Here is a 12823-nt window from a genome sequence, read left to right as displayed (position 1 = left end):
CGTTAAGGCCACCTTACGGGCGTCTGACGCTCGTAAGGTGGCCTTAACGGCACGTCGGCAGAAGCTCAGCGGCGGCCGGTGGGGGTGACGTTGAGCATCATCCCGGCCAGCCCGCGCGCCCGGACGGTCAGCTTCGACGCCGCCTCGCGCAGCACCACGGACGCCGGGGCGTCCGGCGCGGCGAGCACCAGTGGCGTGCCCGCGTCGCCCTGTTCGCGCAGCCGCGGGTCGAGCGGGACCTGGCCGAGCAGCGGTACCTCGGAGCCGACCGACTTCGACAGCGAGTCCGCCACGGTCCGCCCGCCGCCCGACCCGAACACCTCCATGCGTTCCCCGGAAGGCGTCTCCAGCCACGACATGTTCTCGATGACCCCGGCCACCCGCTGACGCGTCTGCAGCGCGATCGCCCCGGCGCGCTCGGCGACCTCGGCGGCGGCCTGCTGCGGGGTGGTGACCACCAGGATCTCCGCGTTCGGGATCAGCTGCGCCACCGAGATCGCGATGTCGCCGGTGCCCGGCGGCAGATCCAGCAGCAGGATGTCGAGGTCGCCCCAGAACACGTCGGCGAGGAACTGCTGCAGCGCGCGGTGCAGCATCGGACCACGCCACACGACCGGCGCGTTGCCCGGAGTGAACATGCCGATCGAGATGACCTTCACGCCGTGCGCCTGCGGCGGCATGATCATCGTGTCGACCTTGGTCGGCTTCTCCCGCGCGCCCAGCATGCGCGGGATCGAGTGGCCGTAGATGTCCGCGTCGACCACGCCGACGGATAGCCCGCGCTCGGCCATCGCGGCGGCCAGGTTCACCGTCACCGACGACTTGCCGACGCCGCCCTTGCCGGACGCGACGCAGTACACCCTGGTCAGCGAGCCCGGCTGGGCGAACGGGATGACCGGCTCGGCGGCGTCGCCGCGCAGCGATTTCCGCAGCTCGGTGCGTTGCTCGTCGCTCATCACGTCGAGTTCGACGCGGACGTCACGGACTCCGGGGAGCTTCGCCACCGCCTCGGTGGTGTCCTTGGTCAGCGTCGCCTTCAGCGGACAGCCCGCGACGGTCAGGTAGATGCCGACCTTGACGACCCCGTCGTCACCCACCTCGACGTCCTTGACCATGCCGAGGTCGGTGATGGGTTTCTTGATCTCCGGGTCGTACACGTCCTTCAGCGCGTTGCGGACGTCGTCGACGCTGGGGAGCTGCTGTGTACTGGTCACCCAGCCCATGTTACGTACCGGTAGGGCTGCTCTGTTTGTCCCGGTTGGATTTCGGCTTGCGAGGCTTGTCGAGGTCCTCACGCAGCCGGTCCAGTTCGCTACGCAGGTAGTCGCGCGTGGCGACCTCGCCGACGGCCAGCCGCAGCGCCGCCAGCTCCCGTGCGAGGTACTCGGTGTCCGCCTTCGTCTGGGCGGCCCGGTTTCGGTCCTCTTCCAGCGAGACGCGGTCGCGGTCGTCCTGGCGGTTCTGTGCCAGCAGGATCAGCGGCGCCGCGTAGGCGGCCTGCGTCGAGAACGCCAGGTTCAGCAGGATGAACGGGTACGGGTCCCACTGCAGCGACACCGCGGCCAGGTTCAGCGTGATCCAGACGATGACGATCAGCGTCTGCCAGAAGAGGTACTTCCCGGTCCCGAGAAACCGCGCGATCCGCTCGGTGAAGCGCCCGAACGAGTCCGGGTCGATGTTCAGCCGGAACCGTGTCTGGCTGCGCGGCTGGTCCAGCCGCCGCCCGCCGGTCAGCTCAGGCACGGTCCGCCTCCGTATCTTGCGGGGCACCCGCACCCGGTCGGCCGCCATGAGCGGCTTCGCGATTGTGGCTCATGTCAGCCTCCTCATGCTCATGGTCGTCGTGATCGCCGGTGACATCGTGCAAGCCGGTTTCGCGCCAGTCCTCGGGCAGCAGATGGTCGAGGACATCGTCGACGGTGACGGCGCCGAGCAGGTGGTCCTCGGCGTCCACCACCGGCGCGCACGCCAGGTTGTACGCCGCGAAGTAGCGGGTCACCTCGGCCAGCGGGGCTGTCGGGCGCAACGCGGCCAGTCCGGTGTCGACGGCGCTCGCGACCAGCTCGGCAGGGGGCTCGCGCAGCAATCGCTGGAAGTGCACGACGCCGACGAACCGGCCGGTCGGCGTCGCCGAGGGCGGGCGGCAGACGAACACCATTGTCGCCAGCGCCGCGGGCAGTTCGGCGTTGCGGATGTGCGCGAGCGCTTCGGCGATCGTGGAATCCGGGGCCAGCACCACCGGCTCGGGGGTCATCAGCCCGCCCGCGGTGTCGGACGAGTACGCCAGCAGCCGCTTCACCGGTGCGGACTCCTCCGGCTCCATCAGCTCCAGCAGCCTGTTCTGCTCGGCGGGGGCGAGTTCGGCGAGTAGGTCGGCCGCGTCGTCCGGGCTCATCGCCTCGAGGATGTCGGCCGCGCGTTCCTCCGCCAGGTACGACAGCAGCTCCTTCTGGTCGTCCTCCGGCAACTCCTCGATGACGTCGGCGAGCTTCTCGTCGTCCATCGCGTCGGCGACTTCGTGACGGCGTTTGAGTGGCAGATCCCGCACGGTGGCCGCGACGTCGACCGCGCGCATGGTGTCGAACAGCATGAGCAGTTGCCCCGCGCCCTGCGGTTGCCCGGACAGGTCGGTCAGCCCGAGCCCGGCCACCTCCGACCACGGCAGCACCTGCATCGCCGACCGCCGCCTGCCGAGGCCGAGCCTGCTGGACCGCTCCCGGATCGCCAGCTTCGCCAGCACCCAGTCCCGGGTGCGGGTGGGCTCCATCGCTGCGTCGACGACGGTGATCCTGGTCTGCGACCCCGGCAGCGTCGCGTGCGCGTCGAGGAGCTGGCCGAGCACCAGGACCTCGTTGGGGCGCTGGTGGAAATGCCGCATGTTGACCGATCCGGTGGCCAGCGTCACCGCGGTCGGCTCGATCGAGGTCACCCGCAGCATCGGCACGAAGACCCGGCGCCGGGTCGCGAGCTCCACGACCAGGCCGAGGATGCGCGGCGGCTGCTGGTCCAGGCGCAGGCCGGCGACCAGGTCACGGACCTTGCCGATCGACTCGCCGTCGGGCCCGAAAACCGGCAGACCAGCCAACTGAGCCGCGAAAACCCTGTTCACTGGGGCCATGGGGCAAAGGCTAGCGGGTCATCGTCCGCGTTGCCCGGGGTGGGCTGAAGGGGACTTTCGTCGCGGGGGATGCGAGGAAAGCGCCCTTCAGCGCGTCCTACGAGAGGAAAGTCCCCTTCAGCTCGCGGCCCAGCGGGTGATCAGCGGGGCCGGGGCGGTGGGGGAATCGTCGTCTTCGTCCTCGATCAGCCAAAGCCAGTTCTGGACGCCCCGCACGAGCGTCCACGCCCGCGCCCGTTCGGCGTCGAGGTCGGCGGCCGCGACGATCGCCGCGAGCCGATCGTCCAGAGTGGACTCCTTGAACCGGTTCCACAGCAAGGGAATCACGCCGTACTCGAGATCGCCCGCGAGCGGCTTCGGGTCGATGACCAGCCATGGCTCCCGCTGTCCGGCCAGCACGTTCTCGAAGTGCAGGTCCTCGTTCACCAGCAGGTTCGCCGAAGAAGGCCCCAGCGAACGACAGACATCGACGGCGGCGTCGACGAACTCGCGCGGGAACGGCCGCCCCAGCTCTTCCCACTCCTGTGGCAGCTCTTCGGCCAGCCTCGCGGCCTCGTCACGCAGATTCCGGGTCAGTCGAGGCGGAGCCGGGACGGCCAGCCGCCGGGCCAGCCCGCCGACGATCCCGACGGCTTCCTCCAGCGGCTCACCGTCGAGCGTCCGCGTGGCGTCCAGCCGTTCGAGAAGCAGCACGCCGTCGTCGGATGCGTTGTCCAGCAACAGAACCGCACCTTGACCGGCCCATGTGGACAGTGCGATCGGCTCGTCGGCGGTGTCCTCGTCCTGGAAGCCCAGCTTCAGCACCACCGGTGTCCCGTCGGGCAGCCGCGCGGGCTGGACGACGCCGACATAGCCGTGCATCGCGGCGCCCTCGAACGTCAGGTTCCACTTCCGGGCGTACCGCGCGGCCAGCTCGGGCACCGTGGCCAGCCAGGCGACGCCCTCCTCGCCGAGGACGGACGGCACCCTCGCGGCGAACTTCGGCGGGATCTCGATCACGCGTCCAGCCTGCCAGCAGGGGGCAAGAGCATTTCCCCGATCGGCCCCCGGGCGTACTCTCGGGGAAGGGGGAGCGACCCCAACGGAGCTGCCATGTTGATGGGAATCCTCAGCGCGGCCGTGCTCGCCGGTGGTGCCTGGCTCGCGGCGAGCGTGCGCGTGGTCAAACAGTACGAACGCGGCCTGATCTACCGCTTCGGCCGCGTCCGATCGAGTATCCGTGAACCGGGACTCACGCTGCTCGTGCCGTTCGTGGATCACCTGCAGAAGGTCAACATGCAGATCGTGACCATGCCGGTGCCGGGGCAGGACGGCATCACCCGCGACAACGTCACCGTCCGGGTCGACGCGGTCGTGTACTTCAAGGTCGTCGACCCGGTGATCGCGGCCGTCAACGTGCAGGACTACCGCTCCGCGGTCGGCCAGGTCGCGCAGACCTCGCTGCGCTCGATCATCGGCAAGAGCGACCTCGACGATCTGCTCTCCAACCGGGAACGCCTCAACCAGGGCCTCGAGCTGATGATCGACAGTCCCGCGCTGGGCTGGGGCATCCACATCGACCGGGTCGAGATCAAGGACGTGGCGTTGCCGGAGGCGATGAAGCGCTCGATGTCGCGGCAAGCCGAGGCGGAGCGGGAACGGCGCGCACGCGTCATCTCCGCCGACGGCGAACTGCAGGCGTCGCACAAGCTGGCGCAGGCCGCCGCGACGATGGCCGACACGCCCTCGGCGTTGCAGCTGCGGCTGCTGGAGACCGTGGTGCAGGTGTCCTCGGAAAAGAACTCGACGCTGGTGCTGCCCTTCCCGGTGGAGCTGCTGCGTTTCCTCGACGCGCAGACCCCGAAGACGGCCGAGCCCGCGAAGGAAAAGCCCGCACCGGAAGCGAACGGCCAGGGTGCCCCGGCGCCGAGGCTGTCCCAGGAATCCGACGTCGTGACCCCGCGGGCGGCGGACTAGTTGTCGAGCTTCCCGTTGACGCCCAGGATGATGATCGTGGTGAGGAAGCCGACGTAGAGCGCCACGATGACGTAGCCGACGACGACCGCGGCCAGCGCGATGCTCCGCCCGCCCGCTTCGCCGCGGTTGGCCTTGGCCAGCGCGATGTGCCCCATGATCAGTCCGGGCAGCGCGGTGATGCACGAGCAGAACCCGAGGATCGAGCACACCAGCGCGCCGATCGCGAGGCCGTTGTCCTGCGACTGCGCCGAACCCGTCGGCGGGACGCCGAAGGGCGCGGGCGGGCCGTAGGCGGGCTGGCCGTACGGCGTTCCGTACGGCGGCGGGGGCGGCGGGTAGGCCGCGCCCGGATACGGCGTCGCCTGCGGCGAGGTGGTGTCCGCGGCGGGCGGCGGGCTCGCCGGCGGCTCGGCGCCCGGGATGTTCGCGACCGGGATGTCGAGCGGGACGACCGGTTCGAACGGTGCGGGATCGGCCGTCGCGGGCGGCTCGTAGGAACCGGGCTCGGCGGTGGACGGCGGTTCGTACGGCGCGGGATCAGCGGTCGCCGGCGGCTCGTAGGACGGCTTCGCCTGTTCGGGCCGGTCCTGCGGGTCGGGTGTGGTGCTCATGGGCTGTCCCCTTGGTGTTGATTCGCCGGGCCCTAACGGTAACGCCCTGGCAGGCGCGGGCTCCGCGGGTCAGCGCATCCCGGCGACGCCGCCGAGGAGCGCGATGCCGAAGATGACCCAGAGCACGAACGGGATCAGCCAGAGCCCGACCGTGACGTAGCCGATGATCATCCCGGCCTGCGCCATGCCCTGGCCGCCCGCTTCGCCGCGTTTCGCCTTGCTGTAGGCGACGTGGCCGAAGATGATGCCGAGGATCGAGGTCAGTCCGCAAAGGACGATCCCGACGAGGGAACACACCAGCGACGCGATCGCCATGCCCTGTTCCTGCTGCGGCATCGGGCAGTAGCCGTAGGGGACGGGCGGTCCGTAGGGCGGGGGATACGGCTGGCCATAGGGCGGCTGCTGCTGTCCCGGCGGCAACTGCGGCTGCTGTTCCCCGTACGGGTCCTGCGGATAGGTCATCGTCCCCTCACCCTCTCGCGACCCGCCAGCCTAGCGCCCGGCCGGGTGAGCGTGAGCACCCTCATAGCAGGGTGCCGGGTTTCACGTCATACTCACCGGTAACCCAGCGCCGGGAGCCGGCGTCCCCCTCCTGTCGGAGAAAGAGAGCTGCGATGGCCCGCCTCGCCCAGACCGCCGGTTTGACCGATGTGCAGTCGGAGATCCTTGCCACGGTTCGTTCGTTCGTGGACAAGGAGGTCATCCCGCACGCGCAGGAGCTGGAGCACTCCGACACCTATCCCGCCGACATCGTCGAGGGGATGAAGGAGATGGGGCTGTTCGGGCTCACCATCCCGGAGGAGTACGGCGGGCTCGGCGAGTCGCTGCTGACCTACGCGCTGGTGGTCGAGGAGATCGCGCGTGGCTGGATGAGCGTGTCCGGCGTGATCAACACGCACTTCATCGTGGCGCACATGATCTCCCGTCACGGGACGCCGGAGCAGAAGCAGCATTTCCTGCCGCGGATGGCGACCGGTGAAGTGCGGGGCTCGTTCTCGATGTCCGAGCCGGATCTGGGCTCGGACGTCGCGGCGATCAAGACCCGGGCGCGGCGGGACGGGGACGACTACGTCATCGACGGCTCGAAGATGTGGCTGACCAACGGTGGCTCGTCGAACCTGATCGCGCTGCTGGTGAAGACCGACGAGGGCGCGGAGAAGGCGCATCAGAACCTCACGACGTTCCTGGTGGAGAAGCCGGAGGGATTCGGCGAGGTGACGCCGGGGCTGACGATCCCCGGCAAGATCGACAAGATGGGCTACAAGGGCGTGGACACCACCGAGGCGGTGTTCGACGGCTTCCGCATCGGCGCGGACAAGGTGCTGGGCGGCGCGCCGGGCAAGGGGTTCGCGTTCATGATGGACGGGGTCGAGGTCGGCCGCGTCAACGTCGCCGCCCGCGCGTGCGGGATCGCGATCCGCGCGTTCGAGCTCGCGGTCGAATACGCGCAGCAGCGCAAGACGTTCGGAAAGGCCATCGCCGAACACCAGGCGGTGGCGTTCAAGCTGGCCGAGATGGCGACCAAGGTCGAGGCCGCGCACCTGATGATGGTCAACGCCGCGCGGCTGAAGGACTCCGGCGAGCGCAACGACGTCGAGGCCGGGATGGCCAAGCTGATCGCGAGCGAGTACTGCGCCGAGGTCACCCAGGACGCCTTCCGCATCCACGGCGGTTACGGCTACTCCAAGGAATACGAGATCGAACGCCTCATGCGCGAGGCCCCGTTCCTGCTCATCGGCGAAGGCACCAGCGAAATCCAGAAAACCATCATCAGCCGCGGTCTCCTGCGCGAATACAAGTCCCGCGGCTGACAGCCGAGGGACGCCCCCGGTGCGCTCGCCGGACCAAGGGCGTCCCTCGGTGCGGCCTCTCACACTCCGGTACGCACGTCCGCACGCCGGGTAGGCACGGTTCGCGCGTCCTTGACAAGATGGGGGACCTACCGAGCGCGAACGAGCGGGTGATGATGGTGACTGGACCCTTCGGCGGTGGCGGACGGCAGGCAGGCGGAATGCCCCGGCTGCCGACGCCGCCGACCGGCTGGCCCATCGGGTCGTACGCGACCTACGGCGAGGCCCAGCAGGCGGTGGACTTCCTCGCCGAGAGCGAGTTCTCGGTCGGCGACGTCACGATCGTCGGCGTCGACCTGATGCTCGTCGAGCGGGTCATCGGCAGGCTCACCTGGGGCCGCGTGCTCGGCACCGGCGCGGTGTCCGGCGCCTGGTTCGGGCTCTTCGCCGGGCTGCTGCTCGGCCTGTTCGTCAACCAGGGGTTCGCCCTGCAACTGCTCACCGGGCTGGTGCTCGGGGTGCTGTCCGGGCTGATGTTCGCCGCGATCGGGTACAGCATGTCGCGCGGGCGCCGGGACTTCTCCTCGGCAAGCCAGCTCGTCGCGGGCCGGTACGACGTCCTCTGCCAGCCGCGGACCGCCGAACGCGGCCGTGAGCTGCTGGCCAAGCTCGCCCTCGGCTCCCAGAAGTAACGCTGGTACCCCATCCGGCGCCGGGACGGCACCCCTCTTCCGAGCGGGATTCCCGGGGTTGCCCGGCGTTTCACGCCGCGGTGGGCTGAATCGTTACCGATACTGCTTGCGAGCACTGATCGCCGGGCATAAGTTGTCCGACACCAGTCGGGCGGCGGTGGAACTCCACCATCGTCGCCCGAGTACTAGCACGTCGGTGTGCTGGCACGGGTCTGTCTCAGCTCGTCGCGGTGCCTGCCACGCGTCGCGGCCTCCGGCGTGCGCGGGGCGAGGAGGCCTTTCATGGGGAAAAGGATCACCGCGCGTATCCGGGGACGGTCCCCCGGACACCGCACCACCGCCCTGCTGGGCGCCGGCACCCTGACCGCGGGCCTGCTCGCGGGCTGCGGTGGCGGCGGGGGCATCACGATCAACGTCTACCAAGCGCCCGAGGACCACTTCCAGCAGGTCGTGGACAACTGCAACGCCAAGGCCGCGGGCCGCTACAACATCGTCTACAACAAGCTCCCGCGCGGTGCGGACGGCCAGCGCGAGCAGATGGTGCGCAGGCTCGCCGCCGGGGACAGCTCGCTCGACGTCCTCGGCCTCGACATCACCTGGGTGCCGGAGTTCGCCGAGGCGGGCTGGGTCGAGGAGTGGACCGGCGAGCATAAGGCGCAGGCGACCGAAGGTGTGCTGCCCGCGCCGCTGAAAACCGCCACCTGGCACGGAAAGCTCTACGGGGCGACCAAGAACACCAACGTGCAGCTGCTCTGGTACGACGACCGCGTCATCCCGAGCCCGCCGAAGACGTGGGACGAGATGATCGATCAGGCCGTGCAGCTCAAGGCGCAGGGCAAACCGCACAACATCGTGTTCACCGGCGCGCAGTACGAAGGCCTCGTGGTCATCTACAACACGCTCGTCGAGTCGATGGGCGGGCGTCTCCTGTCCGACGACGGGAAGTCGGTGGTCATGGACGCCGGCGCGGTCAAGGCGCTCGAACTGCTGAAGAAGGTCACGTCCTCGGGGATCACCGACCCGTCGCTGACGAACTCCAAAGAGGACGATGTCCGGCAATCCTTCCAGCGCGGGAACGCGGCGTTCGAGCTGAACTGGCCGTTCGTCTACGCCTCCTACGCCAAGGAGAAGCCGCAGGACGTCAGCCACTTCAAGTGGGCGGTGTACCCGCAGGCCGATCCGAACACGCCCGCGAAGACGACGATCGGCGGCGTCGACTTCGCCGTCAGCGCGTACTCGCAGCACAAGCCGGAGGCCTACGAGGCGGCGTTGTGCCTGCGCAGCCCGGAAAGCCAGAAGTTCTCGGCGATCAACGACGGTGTCCCGCCGACGATCGAGTCGGTCTTCCACGACGACGCCCCCATTGATCCGGGCAAGCCCGTCAGCGGCGACAACCCGAACATGGCGGCGAAGTACCCGATGCGGGACAGCATTCTGACGGCGCTGAAGAACGCCGCGCTGCGCCCGCTCACCCCGGCGTACCAGAACGCCTCGACCGTCATGTCGAAGATCCTTTCCCCGCCCTCGGCGATCGACCCGCAGAAGACCGCGGACAAGTTGCGGGAGCAGCTCGACGACGCCCTCCAGTCGAAGGGAGTGATCCCGTGACCGTGCAGGAAACATCCACTGTGGACACCGCGGCGCCTGGGAAGGGCAAGCCCGTCCTGTCCGAAGGCAAGAAGGCCGAGCGCAGGCTGGGCCTGCTGCTGTGTGCCCCCGCCGCGCTGGTGATGATCGCCGTCACCGGCTATCCGATCGTGTACTCGCTGTGGCTTTCCCTGCAGCGCTACGACCTGCGTTTCCCGGCACAGAAGGAGTTCGTCGGCCTCGCGAACTACGCGGCCGTACTGTCCAATTCGTACTGGTGGACGGCGTTCGGCACCACGATGGTGCTGACGGTCGTGTCGGTCGCGATCGAGTTCGTGCTCGGGATGGCGCTCGCGCTGATCATGCACCGCACGCTCGTCGGCCGGGGCCTGATCCGGACCGTCGCGCTCATCCCGTACGGCATCGTCACCGTGGTCGCCGCGTTCTCGTGGTACTTCGCGTGGACGCCGAAGACGGGGTACCTCGCGAACCTCATCGCGCCGGATTCGGCTCTGCTGACCGAAAAGGTGCCGTCGCTGCTGATCATCATCGGCGCCGAGGTGTGGAAGACGACGCCGTTCATGGCGCTGCTGCTGATGGCGGGTCTCGCGCTGGTGCCGGACGACCTGCTCAAGGCCGCCGCGATGGACGGCGCGACGGCGTGGCAGCGGTTCACCAAGGTGATGCTGCCGGTGATGAAGCCGGCGATCCTGGTCGCGCTGCTGTTCCGCACGCTCGACGCGTTCCGCATCTTCGACAACATCTTCGTGCTGACCAACGGCGCGCAGGACACGTCGTCGGTGTCGATGCAGACCTACAACAACCTGGTCAAGGGGCTCAACCTCGGGATCGGGTCCACGATGGCCGTGCTGATCTTCCTGACCGTGGCGATCATCGCGTTCATCTTCATCAAGGTGTTCGGCACCGCGGCGCCGGGTTCGGATACTGGGGGGAGGCGCTGATGGCCATCGGTGGAGCGGTCACGACCGGCCGCAAGGTGAAATGGGGACTCGTCGACATCCTGGTGCTGGTGTTCGCGCTGGTACCTGTGCTGTGGGTGGTGTCGCTGTCGTTCAAGACGAAGGACACGATCACCGACGGGAGCTTCATCCCGAACTCGTGGACCTGGCAGAACTACGCGGACATTTTCCAGACGACGGAGTTCATCCGGGCGCTGGTCAACTCGATCGGCATCGCGATCATCGCCACGGTGATCGCGGTGGCGCTGGGCACGATGGCGGCGTACGCGATCGCCCGGCTCGACTTCCCCGGAAAGCAGCTACTGGTCGGGATGTCGTTGCTGATCGCGATGTTCCCGCAGGTGTCGCTGGTGACGCCGCTGTTCAACATCGAGCGGAGCCTCGGCCTGTTCGACACCTGGCCGGGGCTGATCCTGCCCTACATCACGTTCGCGCTGCCGCTGTCGATCTACACGCTTTCGGCGTTCTTCCGGGAGATCCCGTGGGAGCTGGAGAAGGCGGCCAAAATGGACGGTGCCACCCCGGCGCAGGCGTTCCGGAAGGTCATCGCGCCGCTGGCCGCGCCGGGCGTGTTCACCACGGCGATCCTGGTGTTCATCTTCTGCTGGAACGACTTCCTGTTCGCCATCTCGCTGACGTCGACCACGGCGTCGCGCACGGTGCCGGCGGCGCTGTCGTTCTTCACCGGGTCCTCGCAGTTCGAGGACCCGACGGGGCAGGTGAGCGCGGCCGCGGTCGTGATCACCATCCCGATCATCCTGTTCGTGTTGTTCTTCCAGCGTCGCATCGTGGCGGGGCTGACCTCCGGTGCGGTGAAGGGGTAAGGCCATGGCGGAAATCGTTCTGGACAAGGTGTCCAAGAAGTACCCGGACGGCGCGCTCGCCGTGTCCGAAGTGGACCTGACGATCGCCGACGGCGAGTTCATCATCCTGGTCGGCCCGTCCGGCTGCGGGAAGTCGACCACGCTGAACATGGTGGCGGGGCTGGAGGACATCTCCTCCGGCGAACTGCGCATCGACGGTCAGCGGGTCAACGAGAAGGCCCCGAAGGACCGGGACATCGCGATGGTGTTCCAGTCCTACGCGCTCTACCCGCACATGAGCGTGCGGGAGAACATGGCCTTCCCGCTGCGACTGGCCAAAGTGGACGACAAGACCGTGCGGGCGAAGGTCGACGAGGCCGCGCAGATCCTCGATCTGACCCAGCATCTGGACCGCAAGCCCGCGAACCTCTCCGGTGGTCAGCGGCAGCGCGTCGCGATGGGGCGGGCGATCGTCCGCAACCCCAAGGCGTTCCTGATGGACGAGCCACTGTCCAACCTGGACGCCAAGCTCCGTGGTCAGATGCGGACCTCGGTGTCGAAGATCCAGAAGCAGCTCGGCACCACGACGTTGTACGTCACGCACGACCAGACCGAGGCCATGACGCTGGGCGACCGCGTCGTGGTGCTGCGGGCGGGCTACGTGCAGCAGATCGGCTCGCCGCAGTTCCTCTACGACAACCCGGCGAACCTGTTCGTGGCGGGCTTCATCGGCTCGCCGTCGATGAACTTCGTCCCCGCGACGCTGGAGAACGGGGCCGCGCGCAGCGCGCTCGGCGACATCCCGCTGACCGACCGCGTGCGGCGGCTGGTCGAGGGCGCCGACGCGCCACGCGAGGTCATCGTCGGCATCCGGCCTGAGTACTTCGAGGACGCGACGCTGCTCGACACGGCGCAGAAGTCCTCTGGAGCGTCGTTCACCGCGCACGTCGACGTCCTGGAGTCGATGGGCTCGGAGAAGTTCGCGCACTTCACCGTCGAGGGCGAGCTGGCGAGTACGTCGGAACTGGCCGAGCTGGCCGAGGACAGCGGCTCCGCCGACGTCCCGGGTGGCGGCGCGCAGATCGTCGCGCGGCTCTCGGCGGCGTCGGCCGCGGCGGAGAACGCGGAGCTCGAAGTCTGGTACGACGCCGACAAGATCAAGCTGTTCGATCCCTCCTCCGGCAAGAACCTGACCTATTCGGAGTAACCCACGGCGGAAGTTCCGTTAAGGCCACCTTACGGGCGGGCCAAGCCCCGGGGGTGGGGGGTCAGGCCGTGGGCCCCGA

General features: G+C 68.5%; 13 protein-coding genes. 7 read left to right on the top strand and 6 right to left on the bottom strand.

Translation table 11 applies throughout. The features are described 5' to 3' along the window. Positions 1–65 precede the first annotated feature (65 nt). From ACFWX1_RS42925 to ACFWX1_RS42910, 4 genes are all read right to left on the bottom strand, one after another. A complete protein-coding gene (locus tag ACFWX1_RS42925) occupies positions 66–1214 on the bottom strand; it encodes an Mrp/NBP35 family ATP-binding protein (RefSeq protein WP_378395648.1) in 1149 nt (382 codons plus the stop codon). Positions 1215–1224: 10 nt separating this feature from the next. Further along, positions 1225–1743, bottom strand: a complete 519-nt coding sequence (locus tag ACFWX1_RS42920) for a DUF1003 domain-containing protein (protein ID WP_378395647.1) — start codon at positions 1741–1743, stop codon at positions 1225–1227. Next, a complete protein-coding gene (locus tag ACFWX1_RS42915) occupies positions 1736–3118 on the bottom strand; it encodes a magnesium transporter MgtE N-terminal domain-containing protein (protein WP_378395645.1) in 1383 nt (460 codons plus the stop codon). The genes ACFWX1_RS42920 and ACFWX1_RS42915 overlap by 8 nt, the downstream gene beginning before the upstream one ends. A 117-nt stretch (positions 3119–3235) precedes the next feature. Further along, the gene (locus ACFWX1_RS42910) at positions 3236–4117 is read right to left on the bottom strand and encodes an aminoglycoside phosphotransferase family protein (RefSeq protein WP_378395643.1); all 882 of its coding nucleotides are present in this window, start codon (positions 4115–4117) and stop codon (positions 3236–3238) included. 93 nt (positions 4118–4210) lie between these two features. Here ACFWX1_RS42910 and ACFWX1_RS42905 point away from each other — a divergent pair, with 93 nt between their 5' ends. Continuing rightward, a complete protein-coding gene (locus tag ACFWX1_RS42905; protein WP_378395642.1) occupies positions 4211–5074 on the top strand; it encodes a slipin family protein in 864 nt (287 codons plus the stop codon). On the opposite strand, the gene ACFWX1_RS42900 is transcribed toward ACFWX1_RS42905, so the two are convergent. Further along, entirely contained in the window at positions 5071–5685 is a 615-nt protein-coding gene (locus ACFWX1_RS42900) for a DUF4190 domain-containing protein (RefSeq protein ID WP_378395641.1), read from the bottom strand. The two genes, ACFWX1_RS42905 and ACFWX1_RS42900, sit on opposite strands and share 4 nt — an antisense overlap. 69 nt (positions 5686–5754) lie before the next feature. Further along, positions 5755–6147 (bottom strand): DUF4190 domain-containing protein, encoded by a 393-nt coding sequence (locus ACFWX1_RS42895; RefSeq protein ID WP_378395640.1) that lies wholly within the window; start codon positions 6145–6147, stop codon positions 5755–5757. A gap of 152 nt (positions 6148–6299) precedes the next feature. Between ACFWX1_RS42895 and ACFWX1_RS42890 the strand changes: the two genes are divergently transcribed. From ACFWX1_RS42890 to ACFWX1_RS42865, 6 genes are all read left to right on the top strand, one after another. Continuing rightward, the gene (locus tag ACFWX1_RS42890) at positions 6300–7496 is read left to right on the top strand and encodes an acyl-CoA dehydrogenase family protein (protein WP_378395639.1); all 1197 of its coding nucleotides are present in this window, start codon (positions 6300–6302) and stop codon (positions 7494–7496) included. Positions 7497–7648: 152 nt separating this feature from the next. Then, the gene (locus ACFWX1_RS42885; RefSeq protein WP_378328020.1) at positions 7649–8167 is read left to right on the top strand and encodes a general stress protein; all 519 of its coding nucleotides are present in this window, start codon (positions 7649–7651) and stop codon (positions 8165–8167) included. Positions 8168–8449: 282 nt separating this feature from the next. Continuing rightward, positions 8450–9775, top strand: a complete 1326-nt coding sequence (locus ACFWX1_RS42880; protein ID WP_378395637.1) for an ABC transporter substrate-binding protein — start codon at positions 8450–8452, stop codon at positions 9773–9775. Then, a complete protein-coding gene (locus ACFWX1_RS42875; protein ID WP_378395636.1) occupies positions 9772–10716 on the top strand; it encodes a carbohydrate ABC transporter permease in 945 nt (314 codons plus the stop codon). Before ACFWX1_RS42880 ends, ACFWX1_RS42875 begins: the two co-directional genes overlap by 4 nt. Further along, positions 10716–11558 (top strand): carbohydrate ABC transporter permease, encoded by an 843-nt coding sequence (locus ACFWX1_RS42870; RefSeq protein WP_378327926.1) that lies wholly within the window; start codon positions 10716–10718, stop codon positions 11556–11558. Before ACFWX1_RS42875 ends, ACFWX1_RS42870 begins: the two co-directional genes overlap by 1 nt. 4 nt (positions 11559–11562) lie before the next feature. Continuing rightward, positions 11563–12744 carry an ABC transporter ATP-binding protein gene (locus ACFWX1_RS42865; RefSeq protein ID WP_378395634.1) on the top strand — a complete coding sequence of 394 codons (1182 nt, stop codon included), beginning with the start codon at positions 11563–11565 and terminating at the stop codon, positions 12742–12744. Positions 12745–12823 lie beyond the last annotated feature (79 nt).

The organism is Amycolatopsis sp. NPDC059021 (genome assembly GCF_042739895.1).
Taxonomy (GTDB): Bacteria; Actinomycetota; Actinomycetes; order Mycobacteriales; family Pseudonocardiaceae; genus Amycolatopsis.
Note: the sequence above shows the minus strand (reverse complement) of the source record. Positions and strands in the feature narration are given on the sequence as shown.